The organism is Cellulomonas marina (assembly GCF_900111925.1).
Lineage (GTDB): Bacteria > Actinomycetota > Actinomycetes > Actinomycetales > Cellulomonadaceae > Cellulomonas > Cellulomonas marina.
The window spans coordinates 1-17,525 of record NZ_FOKA01000022.1 but is presented as its reverse complement, the minus strand read 5'-3'; the positions used below and the strand labels follow the sequence as shown (position 1 = coordinate 17,525).

Annotated in this window: 13 protein-coding genes and 1 tRNA gene; 10 read left to right on the top strand and 4 right to left on the bottom strand. The window is 76.3% G+C overall.

Going from position 1 to position 17,525, the window contains the following annotated elements; translation table 11 throughout:
• Positions 1 to 3 precede the first annotated feature (3 nt).
• Both BM048_RS16920 and BM048_RS16915 read left to right on the top strand, forming a co-directional pair.
• The gene (locus BM048_RS16920) at positions 4 to 873 is read left to right on the top strand and encodes a D-hexose-6-phosphate mutarotase (RefSeq protein ID WP_090035017.1); all 870 of its coding nucleotides are present in this window, start codon (positions 4 to 6) and stop codon (positions 871 to 873) included.
• Between the two features lie 34 nt (positions 874 to 907).
• Positions 908 to 980: transfer RNA gene (locus tag BM048_RS16915), tRNA-Arg, on the top strand.
• A gap of 2 nt (positions 981 to 982) precedes the next feature.
• Here BM048_RS16915 and BM048_RS16910 read toward each other — a convergent pair.
• Together BM048_RS16910 and BM048_RS16905 are read right to left on the bottom strand one after the other, a co-directional pair.
• Positions 983 to 2,035, bottom strand: coding sequence for a glucose 1-dehydrogenase (locus BM048_RS16910; protein WP_090035014.1), 1,053 nt, complete (start codon positions 2,033 to 2,035; stop codon positions 983 to 985).
• Positions 2,036 to 2,120: 85 nt separating this feature from the next.
• Positions 2,121 to 4,016, bottom strand: coding sequence for a glycoside hydrolase family 15 protein (locus BM048_RS16905; protein ID WP_090035011.1), 1,896 nt, complete (start codon positions 4,014 to 4,016; stop codon positions 2,121 to 2,123).
• A 262-nt stretch (positions 4,017 to 4,278) separates the two neighbouring features.
• On the opposite strand from BM048_RS16905, the gene BM048_RS16900 reads away from it, so the two are divergent.
• On the top strand, positions 4,279 to 4,665 hold the full coding sequence (locus tag BM048_RS16900) for a four-helix bundle copper-binding protein (protein WP_090035104.1): 387 nt from the start codon (positions 4,279 to 4,281) through the stop codon (positions 4,663 to 4,665).
• Between the two features lie 17 nt (positions 4,666 to 4,682).
• On the opposite strand, the gene BM048_RS16895 is transcribed toward BM048_RS16900, so the two are convergent.
• Positions 4,683 to 6,170: an outer membrane protein assembly factor BamB family protein gene (locus BM048_RS16895; protein ID WP_090035008.1), complete on the bottom strand. Its 1,488-nt coding sequence runs from the start codon at positions 6,168 to 6,170 to the stop codon at positions 4,683 to 4,685.
• Between the two features lie 179 nt (positions 6,171 to 6,349).
• Between BM048_RS16895 and BM048_RS16890 the strand changes: the two genes are divergently transcribed.
• From BM048_RS16890 to BM048_RS16865, 6 genes are all read left to right on the top strand, one after another.
• Positions 6,350 to 7,102: a ZIP family metal transporter gene (locus tag BM048_RS16890; protein ID WP_090035006.1), complete on the top strand. Its 753-nt coding sequence runs from the start codon at positions 6,350 to 6,352 to the stop codon at positions 7,100 to 7,102.
• Between the two features lie 64 nt (positions 7,103 to 7,166).
• Positions 7,167 to 9,392 carry a cation:proton antiporter gene (locus BM048_RS16885; protein WP_175499611.1) on the top strand — a complete coding sequence of 742 codons (2,226 nt, stop codon included), beginning with the start codon at positions 7,167 to 7,169 and terminating at the stop codon, positions 9,390 to 9,392.
• Between the two features lie 267 nt (positions 9,393 to 9,659).
• Positions 9,660 to 12,473 carry a bifunctional acetaldehyde-CoA/alcohol dehydrogenase gene (adhE, locus tag BM048_RS16880; protein WP_090035001.1) on the top strand — a complete coding sequence of 938 codons (2,814 nt, stop codon included), beginning with the start codon at positions 9,660 to 9,662 and terminating at the stop codon, positions 12,471 to 12,473.
• A gap of 197 nt (positions 12,474 to 12,670) precedes the next feature.
• Positions 12,671 to 13,213 (top strand): hypothetical protein, encoded by a 543-nt coding sequence (locus tag BM048_RS16875; protein WP_139224527.1) that lies wholly within the window; start codon positions 12,671 to 12,673, stop codon positions 13,211 to 13,213.
• A 107-nt stretch (positions 13,214 to 13,320) separates the two neighbouring features.
• Positions 13,321 to 13,452: a molybdopterin oxidoreductase gene (locus BM048_RS16870; RefSeq protein ID WP_090034996.1), complete on the top strand. Its 132-nt coding sequence runs from the start codon at positions 13,321 to 13,323 to the stop codon at positions 13,450 to 13,452.
• Positions 13,453 to 13,581: 129 nt separating this feature from the next.
• Entirely contained in the window at positions 13,582 to 14,751 is a 1,170-nt protein-coding gene (locus BM048_RS16865) for a pyridoxal phosphate-dependent aminotransferase (protein ID WP_090035101.1), read from the top strand.
• A 168-nt stretch (positions 14,752 to 14,919) separates the two neighbouring features.
• Here BM048_RS16865 and BM048_RS16860 read toward each other — a convergent pair whose 3' ends face one another.
• Positions 14,920 to 16,413: a multidrug effflux MFS transporter gene (locus tag BM048_RS16860; protein WP_090034994.1), complete on the bottom strand. Its 1,494-nt coding sequence runs from the start codon at positions 16,411 to 16,413 to the stop codon at positions 14,920 to 14,922.
• Positions 16,414 to 16,520: 107 nt separating this feature from the next.
• On the opposite strand from BM048_RS16860, the gene BM048_RS16855 reads away from it, so the two are divergent.
• The gene (locus tag BM048_RS16855) at positions 16,521 to 17,288 is read left to right on the top strand and encodes an SOS response-associated peptidase (protein WP_090035098.1); all 768 of its coding nucleotides are present in this window, start codon (positions 16,521 to 16,523) and stop codon (positions 17,286 to 17,288) included.
• Positions 17,289 to 17,525: the final 237 nt, after the last annotated feature.

The window sequence follows — 17,525 nt, the reverse complement described above, 5'->3', positions numbered from 1 at the left end:
GCGGTGAGCGGGGGTGCGGTGAGCGGTGCGGTCGTCCCGGTCGAGGTCGCGCCCGGGATGCCGGCGCTCGACGTGACAGGTCCCGCGGCGACGGCGCGCGTGCTGCTGCAGGGTGCGCACGTGCTGTCCTGGCAGCCGGCGGGCGGCCGGCCCGGGCTGTGGCTGAGCTCCGCGACGCGCTGGGAGCCGGGCGTGCCGGTGCGCGGCGGCGTCCCGGTCTGCTTCCCGTGGTTCGGCCCGCACGGGCACGACCGGTCCGCCCCGGCGCACGGGTTCGCGCGGCGCGTGCCGTGGTCCCTCGTCGGGTCCGAGGTGGACGGCGACGTCGTCCGCGTCGTGCTCGGGCTCGAGGACGACGAGGCGACGCGCGCGAGCGCCTGGCCCCACCGCTTCTCCGCGCGCCTGGCGGTGGCGGTCGGACGCGAGCTCGGCCTCGCGCTCACCGTCACCAACACGGACGACGAGGCCTGGACGTACGAGGCCGCGCTGCACACCTACCTGCGGGTGCCGGGCCTCGACGGGACCCGCGTGCTCGGCCTGGAGGACGCGCCCTGGGACGACCGCGTCGACGGCGGGCGGCACGCACCCGCCGGGACGCCGGTGACCTTCCCCGGGCAGGTCGACCGGACCTACGCGCACGGCGGGCGCACCGTGCTGGACACGGCCGACGGGACGACGGAGGTGCTGCCCGCCGGCGCCTCCGCGACCGTGGTGTGGAACCCGGGCGCGGAGGTCGCCGCCGGGATGGCGGACGTGGGACCGGGCGAGCACAGGGGGTTCGTCTGCGTCGAGACGGCCGCCGTGGCCCCCGACGCGGTCCGGCTCGAGCCGGGCGAGCAGCACACGCTGACGGTCACGTACCGGCAGGGCTGATAGGCTCCCTGCCCGTGCCGGTCCGCCGGCGCCCGCCCGCGTAGCTCAGTGGATAGAGCGTCTGCCTCCGGAGCAGAAGGTCGAAGGTTCGAGTCCTTTCGCGGGCACCTCAGGAAGTCAGGTCGACGACGACCTTGACGTCGTCGTCCTGCGCCTCGAACGCCTCGGCGTACCGGTCGAGGGGCACGGTCCGCGTGACGAGCCGCCGCAGCCACTCCTCGTCGGCCTGCGCGAGGGCCTGGGCGGCCAGCCGGTAGTGCCCGTGGTTGGCGTTCACCGACCCGATGACGGCGTCGTTCTCGAGCACGAGCTCCCGGTTGAGCGCGCCCGCGTCCACCTGCAGCCGGCGCCCGGCCGGCGAGACGCCCGTCAGGCAGGTGATGCCGTACGAGGCGGTCGCGCCGATCGCGCCGAGGACCAGGGACCCGACGCCGGTCGCCTCGATGACGACGTCCGGCGTCACGTGCTCCACGAGCGCCTCCAGCCCCTCGTGGTGGTACGTCGCCCCGAGGTCGCGCACGAGCTCGGGCTTGACCCCGTCGGTGACCCGGTCCAGCACGTGCACCTCCAGGCCCTGCTGCACGCCGATCATCGCGGCGAGCAGGCCGATCGGCCCGGCGCCGGTGACGACCGCGGTCCGGGGCTCGAACCAGGCGCGCTCCCCCACCCGACGTAGCTGGTCCCACGCCTTGGCGACGACCGTGGTCGGCTCCATGAGCACGCCCACCTCGGCCAGGCCGTGGTCCAGCCGGACGGCGTAGTCCGCCTCGACGACCCACCGCTCGCTGCCGTAGCCGTCCACCTGCTTGATGCCCCGCTCGACGTAGCCCCCGTTGCGGCACATGTCGAACTCCCCGTGGGCGCACGCGCCGCACGGCACGGGGTCCGGCCGCCGCACGATGCCGACGACGAGGTCGCCGGGCGCCAGGTCGCCGCCGTCCGGCGCCCGCAGGACCCGGCCGAGCGACTCGTGACCGAGCACGAGGCGGTCGCGGCCCAGCGGCGCCCAGCCGTACAGGCCGTCGGCGATCTCCCGGTCCGTGCCGCAGACCCCGAGCGCGAGGCCCTCGACGAGGACCTCGTCGGGACCCGGCTCCGGCTCGGGCAGGTCGGTGAGCTGCAGGGACCCGGCCTGGCCGGGGGCGACGGTGAGGGCGCGCATCGGGATCTCCTGGGGTGCGGGCCGCCCGCGCCGGACGGCGACGGACGGGGACGCCCAGGTCTGGACGCCGGACGGGGGGTGCTGCTCAGACGGGCCCTCGCTCCGCGCTGCCGCCGCCGGGTAGGCCGCGGCGCCGGGCGCGGTGCGCGGCGGTGAGGTGCGGGTCCAGGTCGGCCGGGTGGCTGCCGGACAGGTGGCGGGCGGTGTTGACGAGGCCGACGTGGCTGAACGCCTGCGGCGTGTTGCCGAGCTGCCGGCCGGCGCGCGGGTCCCACTCCTCGCTAAGCATCCCCACGTCGTTGCACAGCCCGAGAAGTCGCTCGAAGGCGTCGACGGCCTCGTCGGTCCGGCTGATGCCGTGCAGGGCGTCGGCCAGCCAGAAGGTGCAGGCGAGGAAAGCGCCCTCGTCGCCGGGCAGGCCGTCGACGCCCTCGGCGCCGGTGTCGTACCGCAGGAGGAAGCCGTCGCGCAGCAGCTCGCGCTGCACGGCGTCGACCGTTCCGACCACGCGCTCGTCGTCCCAGGGCAGGAACCCCACCTGCGGGATCAGCAGGGTCGCCGAGTCCAGGCCGCGGGAGCCGTAGGACTGCGTGAAGGTGCCCCGGTCCGCGTCGAACCCCCGCGCGCACACCTCCGCGTGGATCTCGTCCCGGGTGCGCCGCCAGCGGTCCACCGGGCCGTCGAGGCCGAACTGCTCGACGGCCTGCACGGCCCGGTCCAGGCCGGTCCACGCGAGCACCTTCGAGTGCACGAAGTGCCGGCGCTCCCCGCGCACCTCCCACAGGCTGTTGTCCGGGTCCCGCCAGTGCCCCTCCAGGTGGTCCAGCAGCGCCTTCTGCAGGTCCCAGGCCGTGTCGTCGGTCTCGAGGCCGGCGCTGCGGCCCAGGTGCAGGCCGTCGAGCACCTCGCCCCAGGTGTCGAGCTGGAACTGGTCCGCGGCGGCGTTGCCCACCCGGACCGGCGACGACCCCTCGTAGCCGCGCAACCACGGCAGCTCGTACTCCTGCAGCCGCCGCGTGCCGTCGAGCCCGTACATGATCTGCAGCCGGGCCGGGTCCCCCGCGACGGCCCGCAGCAGCCACTCGCGCCAGGCGGCGGCCTCCTCGACGAAGCCCGTGCCGAGCAGCGCCTGGAGCGTGAACGTGGCGTCGCGCAGCCAGCAGTACCGGTAGTCCCAGTTGCGCACGCCCCCGATCCACTCGGGCAGCGACGTCGTCGCGGCCGCGACGATCCCGCCCGTCGGGCCGTACGTGAGCGCCTTGAGCAGCACGAGGGACCGGCGCACGGCGGCCGTCCACCGCTCCGACCGGCCCGGCACGCGCCCGGCGGGGCTCGTCGGGTCGACCGTGAACGTGAAGTCCTCGAGCCAGCCCTCCCAGAAGCGGACCGTCTCGTCGAGGGCGCGGAACGCGTCGACGTGCCGGGGGTGGGGATGCCACGAGGGTGCGTGCGTGAGCACGAAGGGCACGCGGTCGCCCGGCCCGACCTCCACCTCGCCGATCGTCGCGAGGTCCTCGCCGTGCAGCGGGACGGGGGTGTCGAGGTGGACCGCGTCCGGGCCGGCCACCGCGCGCACGCCGGTCGGGGTGCGGCGCACCCACGGGACCACGCTCCCGTAGTCGTGGCGCAGGCGCAGGGCGCTGCGCACGCGGACGCGCCCGGACACGCCCTCGACGAGGCGCACCACGTCCGGCAGGCCGTCGCGCGGCGGCATGAGGTCGACGACGCGGACGGTGCCGTCGGGCGTGTCCCACTCCTGCTCGAGGACGAGGGTGTCGCCGCGGTAGCGCCGCCGCGTGGCGTGACCGGCGCCCACCGGCGCGATCCGCCAGTGGCCGGCGCGCTCGTCGTCGAGCAGGGCGGCGAAGCACGCCGGGGAGTCGAACCGCGGCAGGCACAGCCAGTCGACCGAGCCGTCCCGCCCGACGAGCGCCGCCGTCTCCGTGTCGCCGATGAGGGCGTAGTCCTCGATGCGCGTCACGCGCCTCCCCGTCCCGTCGGTCGTCCCCGGCGGCGCCCTGCGCCCGGGGACCAGGCTGCCCGTCGACGGGCACCGCGGCCACCGCAGGGTCCGGCGGGACGACCCGGGGCAGGCGTCGGCACCTCGGGGGCGGGACGGGCTCGGGTGCGGGACCCCGGCACCGCCCCTAGCGTCGGTGCCACCGGCCGGGTCGCGACGAGGTGCCCCGGCCGCCCACCGGGACGCCCCGTCGAGCAGGAGGTCCGCCGTGAAGGTCGCCGAGATGATCCGCACCACCCCCGCCCAGGTCGACCTCGACCACGACCTCCTGGCGCAGGTGGTCGAGGCCGCGGCGGCGTGCGCGCAGGCCTGCACGGCCTGCGCCGACGCCTGCCTGTCCGAGGACGCCGTGGCGGACCTGCGCGCGTGCATCCGCGCGGACCTCGACTGCGCCGACATCTGCGCCACCACCGTGCGGGTGCTGTCCCGGCACACGGCGTACGACGCCGCGATCACCCGGGCGCAGCTCCAGGCGTGCGTGACGGCCTGCCGGTCGTGCGGCGCGCACTGCGAGGAGCACGCGGGCATGCACGAGCACTGCCGGATCTGCGCAGAGGAGTGCCGCACGTGCGAGGAGCTGTGCCGGCAGCTGCTCACCACGATCGCCTGACGGTCCGGGGGCGGGGCCTACCCGTCGCCCGGCGGCACCAGCCGCGCGACCGTGCGGCCGTCGGCGGCCACGACCGCGCCGTCGGGGCCGCGCCGCAGCTCGAGGTCGTCCGTGCCGCCGTCCCCGCCGCGGTCCCTGCCGTCCTGCCCGTCACCCGCCGACGCGGGCAGGACATCGGTGACGGGCGTGCGCCACAGCAGCCGCCCGTCCCCGAGCGCGCGCGCGACGAGGGCGGGCACGCCGTCCGCCGTCTCCGGCGCGAGCACCCGTCGGCCGTCGGTCAGCTGCCCGCGGCCGACCGCCGCCCCGGCCGCCGTCCGCCACCGCTCCTCGCCCGTCGCCGCGTCGAGGGCCCGCACGCCCTCCGAGGTCGCGACGACCAGCAGCCCCTCGAGCAGGTCCGCCCGCAGCGCGCCGCGCGGCACGCCCGTCCGCCACACCTCGTCGCCGGACCCCGGGTCGTGGGCGACGAGGTCCTGCCCGCCGTCGACGTCCTCCAGGAGGACGACGAGCCCCGGCGCCGTCCCGTCGTCGACGGCCGTCACGGCGAGCACGCCCGGCAGGAGCGGGCCGTCGCCGCGCACGTCGTCCTCGCCGCCGGTCCCGTCGCCGTCCTCCGCCCCCACGCGCACCGCCGGCCTGCCGCTGCCGTCGAGCACCTGCCGCGCCTCCCAGCCGGCGCCGCGCTGGGCCGTGCCGCCCGGCTCCCAGCCGACGAGGGTCTCCCCGGCGCGGACCTCGCCGGTCGCGGCGTCGAACCGCACCCGCTCGCCCGACACGTCGAGGACCACCTCGTCGAGCCGCGAGGACCAGGCGAACACGCCGGGGAAGCCGCCGCCCTCGCGGCCCTCGTGGGTCCACGCCTCCTCGCCGGTGCGGAGGGACAGCGCCGTCACCTCGAACCGTCCGCCGAGGTCGACCTGGTGCCGGACGAGGTGCCGGGCGACGACGCTCGACCCACCGCCCGCCGCGGGCACGGTGAAGGCCTGCAGCCGCTCACCCGTCGCGGCGGCCAGCACGACGACCCGCGCGAAGCCGGGCCCCTCGCCGTCGCCCTCGTAGCGCTCGCAGACGACGAGGGCCTCGTCGGGCGGCACCGCCCCCGTCGGGGTGGTCGGTGCGCACCGGCCCTCCGCCTCGTAGCGGACGGTGCCGTCGTCGAGCCTCACGGCCACGGTGGTGCGCTCGCGCTGGACGATCACGAGGTCGTCGAGGAACCGCGGGTCCTCGCCCGGCACCGACCACGCGGCGACGAGCGGCCGGCCGAGGTCGGCGCTGAGCCCGTCCGTCCGCGCCAGGCGCTCGTCCACCCGCGCCTCCCGCACGCGGTCGACGACGAGCGCGCCGCCGCCCGCGAGCGCGACCACGACCGCCGCACCGACGAGCAGCCGCCGTGACGGCCGCGGTGCCGGTCGCCGCGCCGGCCCGGCCGCGTCGACGGGCGGGGCGGCGAGCTCCTCCTCGTCGTCCCACACCGCCTCGTGGTACCGGCGTCCCGCCGCCATCGGCCGTCCCCTCCCGTGCCCGACGAGGGTGCCACAGGAGGCCTCCCCATGACGGGCAGGGCCGGGCAGCGGTGGCGGGTCCTCCCCACCGGGGTGAGGCTGTGCGTCGGTCCGACGGGCGGCCCGTGGTCGAGCACCGGCCCGGTGCCCGGTCGCGGGCGGGCGCCGGGAGGTCGCACATGACGGGATGGCTGGTCGCCGGGGGCTGGGGCCTCGTGGGCGGGCTCGCCCTGGTGCTCGGGGCGCTCGTGGCCTGGTTCGTCAAGGTGCCCGCCGCGGTCACCGCCGGGGTGATGGCCTTCGGGTCCGGCGTCCTCATCTCCGCGCTCGCCTTCGACCTCGCGGCCGATGCCGCGGACACGGGCGGGATCGCCGCGGCGGCGGTCGGGCTGCTGGCGGGCGCCGTGGCCTACGTCGGGGCGAACCTCGCGCTCGACCGCTGGGGCGCCCGGCACCGCAAGCGCTCGTCGCACCCGCAGCCGTCGGAGGGGCAGCAGGCGGGGTCGGGCCTGGCGATCGCCGTGGGCTCGCTGCTCGACGGCATCCCCGAGTCGGTGGTGCTCGGGCTGAGCCTGCTCGGCGGCGGGGGCGTCAGCACCGCCATGGTCGCGGCGGTCGTCATCTCCAACGTCCCGGAGGGCCTGTCGAGCGCGGCGGGGATGAAGGCGGCGGGCCGGTCCGCGCGGTACGTCTTCGGCGTGTGGACGACGATCGCCGTGGTCGTCGGCATCGCCGCCGCCCTGGGGTACGCCGTCCTCGGCACGGCCTCCCCCACCACGGTGGCGGTCATCACCGCCGTCGCGGCCGGCGCCATCCTCACGATGGTCGCCGACACGATGATCCCCGAGGCCTTCGAGCGGACCCGCACCTTCACCGGTCTCGTCGCGAGCCTGGGCTTCGTCGTCGCGTTCGCCCTGTCCCGCGGGGAGTAGTCCGCCCGCCCCCGCCCCCGTGCCGGCCGCACCCGCGTCGGCACCCGTGCCGACCGGAGGTCGTGTGCACCACGTCGAGGTCTTCCTGCTCGCGGCCGGCGCGGTCGTCGTCGCCGCCGCGTGCCGGCGCCGGGGCTGGTCCGCCCCGCTCGTGGTGCTCGCCGTGGCGCTGCTCGTGTCCTTCGTCCCCGGCGTGCCGCGGTACGAGGTGGACCCGGAGCTGCTGCTGGAGTTCGTGCTGCCGCCGCTGCTGTACTCCGCGGCCCAGGCCAGCTCCTACCGGGACTTCCGCCGGTCGCTGAGCTCCATCACGCGCCTGGGCGTGGGGCTCGTCGTGGTCACCGCGTTCGCGGTGGCGGCCGTGGTCACGGCGCTGGTGCCGCAGCTGCCGTTCGCGGCGGCGCTCGTGCTGGGCGCGGTCGTCGCGCCGCCGGACGCGGTGGCCGCCGCCGCCGTCGGTCGCCGGCTGGGGCTGCCGCGGCGCGTCATGACCCTGCTGTCCGGCGAGAGCCTCATCAACGACGCGACCTCCCTCACGCTGTACAAGGTGGCGCTCGCGGGGGTCGCCACCGGTGCGTGGGCGCTCGGGGACGCGGCGGGGACCTTCGCGCTGGCGGTGGTGGCCGGCGTCGGCGTGGGGCTCGCGCTCGGGTGGCTGCTGCACCGGGCGCGGCTGCGGCTCGACGACCCCGTCGTCGCCTCCGCGTTCGGGCTGCTCACGCCCTTCGCGGCGTACTGGTCCGCGGAGGCCGTCGGCGGGTCCGGCGTCCTGGCCGTCGTCGCCGCCGGTCTCTACCTGGGGCACCAGTCGCCGCGGGCGGGGTACGCGACGCGGCTGTACCAGGGGCCGCTGTGGTCGACGGTCGACCTGCTGCTCGAGGCGTTCACGTTCGCGCTCATCGGCATGCAGCTGCCGTGGCTCGTGCGCGACCTCGTCGCCTCCGACCAGGGGCTGGGGCACGGCGTGCTCGTGTCGGCGGCGACCGCGGCGACCGTCGTCCTCGTCCGGCCCCTGTACGTGTACGCCACCCGGCGGTTCGACGACCTGCGCCTGCCGGGCAGCCACCGGCCGCCCGGCGACGCGCTCACCCGTCGCGAGTCGGCGGTGGTGAGCTGGGCCGGCATGCGCGGCGTGGTGACCCTCGCCGCCGCCGCGGCGATCCCGCAGACCATCGACGACGCCGACTTCCCCGAACGGGCCACGCTGCAGCTCGCCGCCTACGCCGTGGCCATCGGGACCCTCCTGCTGCAGGGGCTCACGCTCCCGGCGGTCATCCGCCGCCTCCGGGTGGGGTCGGAGCGCGAGGAGCGGGCCGACGCGGCCCAGGAGGCGGCCGCCCGCCGCGCCGCGCAGGAGGCCGTGGAGCAGGTGCTCGCCGACCAGCGGCCCGTGTGGCGGCAGGCGCTGGGCCGCGAGCGCGCGGACGTCGCGCTGGACCGCATCTCCGCCGCCTGGCAACGCCGCACGACGGCGGCCGCGCAGGTCCTCGACCCGCACACCGACGACGAGGACGAGGACGTCGTCGTCGCCGCGCTCCCCGTGCCCGCGGGCGCGGCGTCCCCGGAGCCCACCGCGGCGCAAGGCCCCGGCGACGAGCACCCCCGCGACGAGCAGGCCCGCGACGAGCAGGCCCGCGACGAGCACGCCCGCGACCAGGACGCCCTCGCCGACGACCACGACCCTGCCCCGGCCAGGCACCTCGACGCGACGGCCGCGGCGGACGCCCGTGCCGCCGCGGAGGCGGCGGAGGCCGCCGTCGCCTCGGCGGGCGGACCGACCGGCGAGGGCGGGTCGGGACCGGACCCGTTCGCCGAGGAGGCCGAGCCGCTGGAGGCCCCCGGCCGCTCGTCGCGCCGACCGGCGACCGATGGCGGCGGCGACGGGGACTCCGACGACCTGACGGCGGACGAGCACGGGGACGAGCGCGGGGACGAGCACGGGGACGAGCACGGGGACGGGCACGGGCACGGGGACGGGGACGGGGATGGCGGCGACGACCGCGGCCGTCCGGACGACGACCGCCGCGCCGGCGCCGGCTCCGGCGCCGCCCGCCTCGCGCGGCTGCGCCGCCCGGGGACCCGCTCGTCGGGCGCCTCCCCCAGCACGCGGGAGCAGAGCCTGCGCGTGCAGGACCTGCGCCGTCGGCTGGTCGCCGCCCAGCGCGCCGTGCTCGTGCGGCGGCGCGACCGCGGCGAGCTGGACGAGGAGGTCATGCGGCGGATGCTGCGGGAGCTCGACCTGGAGGACGAGGCGATGTCGGCCTCGTGGGTGGAGCGCGTCCGTCCCTGACCGGCCGTCCGCGGGCACGGCAGGCGGCACGGCAGGCGGCACGGCAGGCGGCACGGCAGGCGGCACGGCAGGCGGCACGGCGGGCGGCGGAGGGGGACCTCCGTCCCGGTCCCCCGTCGCCCGCGCGCGCACCCGTGAGGTGGTGGGACGACTTCGGGACGTGGGTCCCAGGGATCGTCGTCGGACCGTCCCTAGCGTCGTGGACGTACCGAGGCGGGCACGGGCTCCAGCCCCGCGCCGGCCCCCTCCCACGGACAGGAGACCACGGTGACCACCACCGAGACGGGCACCCCCGCCACCCGCACCCGCGCGCCCAGGGCCGCTGCCGGTGCCGCAGCGACGGCGCCCGTCGCCCCCGCGACCCCCACGCCTGCGACCCCCACCGCCGCGACCCCCACCGTCGCGGCACCGGCCGCCGACGACGCGGCCGTCGCCGCCGCGATCGACGGCCTCGTCGCCAACGCCACGAAGGCGCTCGCGGAGTACGCGCGCTTCACGCAGGAGGACGTCGACCGCCTCGTCAAGAAGGCCGCCGTCGCCGCGCTCGACCAGCACGGCCACCTGGCCCAGCTCGCGGTGGCCGAGACCGGCCGCGGCGTCTTCGAGGACAAGGCCGTGAAGAACATCTTCGCGTGCGAGCACGTGACGAACTCGATGGCGGACCTCAAGACGGTCGGCGTCGTCGCCCGCGACGAGCTCAACGGCATCGTCGAGATCGCGGAGCCCGTGGGCGTCGTCTGCGCGATGACGCCGGTGACCAACCCGACCTCGACGGCGATCTTCAAGGCGCTCGTCGCCCTCAAGACCCGCAACCCCATCGTCTTCGCGTTCCACCCCAACGCCCAGCAGTCGTCGGTCGCCGCGGCCCGCGTGGTGCGCGACGCGGCGGTCGCGGCCGGTGCCCCCGAGCACTGCATCCAGTGGGTCGAGACGCCGTCGATGGCGGCCACCGGCCTGCTCATGAACCACCCGGGCGTGGCCCTCATCCTGGCCACCGGCGGCAACGCGATGGTCCGCGCCGCCTACTCCTGCGGCAAGCCCGCGCTCGGCGTCGGCGCCGGCAACGTGCCCGCCTACATCGAGAAGACGGCGAAGCTCAAGCGGGCCGTCAACGACGTCGTCCTGTCCAAGGCCTTCGACAACGGCATGATCTGCGCCTCCGAGCAGGCCGTCATCCTCGACGAGGCGATCTACGACGAGGCCCTCGCGGAGTTCGCGGTCCTGCACGCCTACCGCACGACGCCCGCCGAGAAGGCGATGCTCGAGCGGTTCATCTTCGGCGTCGAGGCCGGCGGCGAGAACTGCGCCGGCGCGAAGCTGAACCCGGCGGTCGTCGGGAAGTCCCCGGCGTGGATCGCCGAGCAGGCGGGCTTCCGCGTCCCGGCCGACACGTCGATCATCCTCGCCGAGGTGTCGCAGGTCGGGCCGTCGGAGCCGCTGACGCGCGAGAAGCTGTGCCCGGTCCTCGCCGTCCTGCGCGCGAGCACCACCGAGCAGGGCATCACCCTGGCCGAGCAGATGGTGGAGTTCGACGGCCTCGGCCACTCGGGCGCCATCCACACGCAGGACGAGGCGCTCATGGAGGAGTTCGGCAGCCGGGTCAAGGCCGTCCGCATCATCACCAATGCGCCCTCCTCGCTCGGCGGCATCGGCGACATCTACAACGCCTTCATCCCCTCGCTCACCCTCGGCTGCGGGTCCTACGGCCACAACTCGGTGTCGAACAACGTCTCGGCGGTGAACCTGGTGAACATCAAGCGCGTGGGCCGCCGCAACAACAACCTGCAGTGGTTCAAGGTGCCGGCCAAGACGTACTTCGAGCCGAACGCCATCCGCTACCTCGCGGACATGCCCGACGTCGAGCGCGTCACCATCGTCACCGACGCCACGATGACCACCCTCGGGTTCGTCGACAAGGTCATCGACGTGCTCAACCGGCGCCACACGAAGGTCGCGCTGCAGATCATCGACCAGGTCGAGCCGGAGCCCTCGGTGCGCACGGTCCAGGCCGGCGCCGCGCAGATGCGCCACTTCCGCCCCGACACGATCATCGCGCTGGGCGGCGGCTCCCCCATGGACGCCGCCAAGGTCATGTGGCTGCTGTACGAGCACCCGGAGATCGTGTTCTCCGACCTCAAGCAGAAGTTCTTCGACGTGCGCAAGCGCGCCTTCAAGTTCCCGACGCTGGGCGACCTGGCCAAGCTCGTCTGCATCCCGACCACCTCGGGCACCGGCGCGGAGGTCACGCCGTTCGCGGTCATCTCCGACCCCGACGCGGGCAAGAAGTACCCGCTGGCCGACTACGCGCTCACGCCCACCGTGGCGATCATCGACCCGGTCCTGACCTCCAAGATGCCGCGGTCGCTCGCCGCCGACTCCGGCTTCGACGCCCTCACGCACGCCACGGAGGCGTTCGTGTCCGTCTACGCCAACGACTTCACGGACGGCATGGCGCTGCAGGCGATCCGCCTCATCTTCGACAACCTCGCGCTGTCGGTGAACGGCGACCCGGCCGACCCGGCGACGAAGGACGCCCGCGAGAAGATGCACAACGCGGGCACGATCGCCGGCATGGCGTTCGGGAACGCGTTCCTGGGCATCGTGCACGCGATGGCGCACGTCGTCGGCTCGACCTTCCACCTGGTCCACGGCCGGACGAACGCCACGCTGCTGCCGCACGTGATCCGCTACAACGGCACCGTCCCGACGAAGCTCACCTCGTGGCCCAAGTACGAGCACTACGTGGCCCCCGAGCGCTTCCAGCAGGTCGCGGCGATGCTCGGCCTGCCGGCGGCGACCCCCGCGGAGGGCGTCGAGTCCTACGCGCTGGCCGTCGAGTCCCTGCGCGCCAAGGTCGGCATCCCCGGCTCCTTCCAGGCGCAGGGCGTCGTCGAGGCCGACTTCCTCGGCCGGCTCGACGAGGTCGCCATGGGCGCCTACGAGGACCAGTGCGCCCCGGCGAACCCGCGCATGCCGATGATCGAGGACATGAAGGCGATCATGACCGCGGCCTACTACGGCACGTCGCTGGAGGACGTCCGGGGTCGCACGGCGGAGGGGGTCGGCGCGGGCGTCGCCTGAGCCGGCCCGGTCCGGGGGGCGGTGGGTCGTGCCGCCGCCGCCACCCCGGACCGCCGCCACGAGGTGCCCCGTCCGGCCTGCGCCGGGCGGGGCACCGTCGCGTCCGGGGCGCACGCGCACGACGAGGGTCGGTCCTACGCCCTCGGCAGCCGCCCGCCGGGACCGTGCGGCCCCGCCCCCCGGTGCAGACTGTGGTCATGTCGAGCACCACGGCCCTCCCCCGACGACGGCGCCACCCCCTGCGGCCGGCCGCCACCGCGCTGCTCGTCGCCGGCGCGCTGCTGCCCGCCCTCGCCGGGTGCGCCGAGGCGCAGGAGGCCATCGACCAGGCGCAGGGCGCGGCCGCCAGCATCTCGGCCCAGGCCGGGGACGCCGTCGACCGCGCGCGCACCGCGGTCGAGGAGGCCCGGGCGCAGGTGACCGGCGCGCAGGACGCGATCGACGCCGCCCGCGCCCAGGTCGAGGGGCTCGGGGCCGACGCCGCGCAGGGCGGCCAGGACGCGCTGGCCGACGCGCAGACCGCCGTCGACGACGCCCAGCGCGTGCTCGACGACGCGACCGCCGCGGGCAGCACCGCCCCGGCGGAGGCCGTCGAGCAGGCCCGCACGCGCCTCGAGGAGGCTCGCGCCGAGCTCGAGGCCCTCGCGGGCTCGGCCGGCGGGGACGCCGCGACGGCGCTCGCGGACCTGGCGCAGCGCCTGCAGGGCCTGTCGGAGGAGCTCGCGGCCACCCAGGGCTGACCCGACCGGGTCGCCCGCCCGGCCGTCCGTGACAGCACCCGGATGAATCCGTCCGTCCCGGGCGCGGCACCCTCACGACGGGCGGCGCCGGGGCCGATGGTGGAGGCATGTCCGCCCGCACCCCGCAGCGCAGCCTGCGCCGCACCCACCCGGAGTGGTGGGTCGTCTCGGCGTGGGGCTCGCTCGTGCTCGTGCTGGGCGCGGGCCTCGCGGCGGCCGCAGGCCTCGGTCCCGCCTGACCCTCCGGCGCCGGCGGACGAGCCCACGCCTATCCTCGCGGGGTGACCAGCACCACGCCGACCACGCGCCCGTCGGGCACCGCCGCCGCACCCGCCCGCTGGCAGGAGGTCGCGCGGGCCGCGGGCCTCATGCGCGGCGGCACGCTGCGGGCGACGGTCTTCGCGGAGATGTCGGCGCTCGCCACGGCCACGGGCGCCGTCAACCTCGGTCAGGGCTTCCCGGACACGGACGGGCCGGCCGAGGTCGTCGCCGCGGCGGCCCGGGCGCTCGTCGAGGGCCACAACCAGTACCCGCCGGGCCCCGGCATCCCCGCGCTGCGGCAGGCGGTGGCCGCGCACCAGGAGCGGCACTACGGGCTGCGCGTCGACCCGGACCGCGAGGTGCTCGTGACCGCCGGGGCCACCGAGGCGCTGGCGGCGGCGGTCCTGGCCCTCGCCGGGCCCGGCGACGAGGTGCTCACCCTCGAGCCCTTCTACGACGCCTACGCCGCGGTCGTCGCCATGAGCGGCGCCCGGCACACCACCGCGCCGCTGCGACCGGGGCCGGACGGCCTGCGCCCGGACCTCGACGCCCTCGTCGAGGCGGTCACCTCCCGCACGCGCGTGCTGCTGCTCAACACGCCCCACAACCCGACGGGCACGGTGCTCACGCCCGACGAGCTCGCGGTCGTCGCGGACCTCGCGGGGCGGCACGACCTCGTCGTGCTCACCGACGAGGTCTACGAGCACCTCGTCCTGGACCCTGCGGCCCGGCACGTGCCGATCGCGTCCCTGCCGGGGATGGCCGAGCGGACGCTGACGGTCTCGTCGTCGGGCAAGACCCTGAGCCTCACGGGCTGGAAGATCGGCTGGGTCACCGGGCCCGCCGCGCTGGTGGACGCGGTGCGGACGGTCAAGCAGTACCTCACCTACGTGTCCGGGGCGCCGCTGCAGCCGGCGATCGCCTTCGCGCTCGGCGACCCCGGGGTGGCGCGGTGGGTGGACGACCTCGTCGCCTCGCTCACCGTGCGCCGGGACCTGCTCGTCGACGGGCTGCGGGACGCGGGGTTCGCGGCGGTCGTGCCGCAGGGCACCTACTTCGTCCTGGCCGACGCCGCGCCGCTCGGCGTCGAGGACGGCGCCGCGTTCTGCCGGGAGCTGCCGGGCCGGGCCGGGGTCGCGGGGGTGCCGGTCACGGCCTTCACGCACGAGGGGTCCGCGACCGACCGCGAGCTGCGCTCGTGGGTGCGGTTCACCTTCACGAAGCGCGAGGACGTCCTGCACGAGGCGGTGGCCCGGCTGCGCGCGATGCCCCGCTGACCCGGCAGGGCACCGCCCACCGGGTGCGACTCGCCCCACCGATCCAGCGCGACGCGGGCCACGCGGACCCGACGCGACGCGCGCCGCGCGAGCCCGACGCGACATGGGCCACAGCGACCCGGCGACGCGCGGGCCGCTCCGACCCGGCGAGGCGCAGGCCGGCCCCGGTCAGTGCCCGCCGACCCCCGCGACCGCGTCCGCGACCGCCGGGTCCGCGGACCGCCTGCGGTACGCGGGCGTGGCGACGACCAGGACGGTGAGGCAGAGCGCCGCCGCACCGAGCATCACGGCGGCCATGGCCACGGCGTCGCCGCCGAGCACACCCGTGAGGGGCGAGACGACCCCCGCGACGCCCGCCTGGAAGCACCCGACGACAGCGGCGCCGCTCCCCGCGACCTCGCCGTGGCGGGACAGCGCCAGCGCGGAGGCGTTCGGAGGCGTGAAGTTCGCCGCCGTGAGGATGCAGAACAGCACGACCAGCAGCGGCACGAGCCCGCCCGCTCCGGTGAGCGCCAACGCCAGCAGCGCGCCCGACAGCACGAGGGTCACGACCGGCGCCACGCGCAGCACCCCCAGGGGTCCGACCCGCGTGACGATCGCCGCGTTGGCCTGGGCACCCAGCACGAGCCCTATCCCGTTGAGCGCGAACACCAGCGCGAACGCCTGCGACGACAGGCCGTACTGCTCCTGCAGCACGAACGGCGAGGAGATGACGTAGCTCATGAGCACCGCCATCCCGAGGCCGGGCAGCACGGCGAGGGCGACGAAGCCGCGGTCGTGCAGGAGCTGGCCGTACCCGTGCAGGGCCGTCCCCACACCGCCCTGCCGTCGGCGCTCGGGCGGCAACGTCTCCTCGAGCCGCAGGTGCACGAAGATCGCGAGCGCCACCCCCATGACGGCCAGGGCGCCGAACACGCCCCGCCACCCCACCTGGGAGGCGATGCCCCCGCCGAGCGAGGGCGCCAGGAGCGGCGCGGCGCCGATGACGAGCATGAGCCGGGACATCATGCGCGAGGCCTCGGCCCCGACCCAGCGGTCCCGGATGACCGCGATGGCGCCGACCGTCGCGGCGGCGGCCAGGAAGCCCTGGGACACGCGCAGCGCGACGAGCACGCCGATGCTGGGCACGACCGTGCAGAGCAGCGAGGTCAGCACGTGCCCGGCGATGCCGACGAGCACCGGCCGGCGCCGGCCGAAGCGGTCGGACAGCGGCCCCATGACCAGCTGACCCATGGCGCCGCCGATGAGCATGCCCGTCATGGTCAGCTGGGCGCCGGCCACGGACGTGCCGAGCTCGCGGGCGACGTCGGGCAGCGACGGCAGGTAGAGGTCGGTCGCCATCGCCGGCAGGGCGCACATCGACCCGAGGAGGACGACGTCGCCGACAGACGCCTTGCCGGACCGGGCGGACACCGGCGGGGCCGGTGGCGTCCCCGTGACCGCGGTGCCGTCGTCCGACGGGTCGCGGACGACGTCGGAGGGGACGTCGGCCGCGAGGGCGGCCGGCGAGTCCGGGACGTGCTCGACGGCAGTCTCCACGGTGTGCTGAGCGGTGCGTCGGGCGGTGTGCTCGGTGGTGTCGGCCGGACCGGCCGAGGAGTCGGGGACGCGCTCGGCGGCATCGACCCGGACGGGGACTGCGGGGGCGGGCTCGGGACTCATCGTGATCCATGGTCGCACCGGAGGGCGCGCCCGACGAATCGATTCGACTGGTGGTGCCGAACGGGCGTGCAGCCTCGCTCGTGGCACGCTCGTGGCACGCTCGGAGCATGTGCGGTCGCTACGCCTCGTTCCGGGAGGACCAGCAGCTCGCCGACGAGTTCGCCGTCGCCGTGGTGGCCGACGACGTCCGGCTCCTGCCGCCGTCGTGGGACGTCGCGCCGACGGACGGCGTCCGCATGGTGGTGGAGCGCGCGGACCGCGGGACGGGCGAGGTGACGCGGCAGCTGCGGCCGGCACGGTGGGGTCTCGTGCCCTCGTGGGCCAAGGACCCGTCCGTCGGGAGCCGCATGATCAACGCCCGGGTCGAGACGCTGCTCACCAAGCCCGCCTTCGCCAAGCCCTTCGCCGTCCGGCGGGCGCTCCTGCCCGCGGACGGCTACTACGAGTGGCAGAAGCCGCCGCAGGGGGCGCCGCGCGGGGCCCGCAAGCAGCCCTGGTACATCCACCCGGAGGACGGGGCGGTCCTCGCGCTGGCGGGGTTGTACGAGTTCTGGCGCGACCCGTCGCGGGCGGACGACGACCCCGACCGCTGGCTGGTCAGCGCCACCGTCATCACGCGCCCGGCGACGGAGGCCCTCGCCGCCGTGCACGACCGGCAGCCGCTGGCTCTCGCCCCCGACCGCTGGGCCGCGTGGCTCGACCCCGCCGTCGGCGCCGACGAGGCCCGCGAGCTGCTCGAGGTCGAACCGCCGGCACTCGTCGCGACCCCGGTCTCGACGCGGGTCAACGCCGTCGCGAACAACGGTCCGGACCTCGTCGAGGAGGTGCCGGTCGAGCCCGCGGTCGCCGCGGACGGCCCGGAACCACAGGTCTGACGGCGTTCCAGCACCACAGCCCCCTCCGGCGGTGACGTGGTGCAGCCACCCCCGGCCGACGGTCGTCGACTGCACCCGTGGCCGACCGTCGCGCACGCCGACCACCCGTCGCGGCGGGCGGCCGCGTGGTCAGAAGGGGATGGGTCCGGCCCAGGGGTCCGGGACCGGTTCGGGTGCCGGTGGCGGTGGTGGTGGCGCTGGTGGCAGGGGCAGGACCGGGGTCGTGGTCAGCACCCG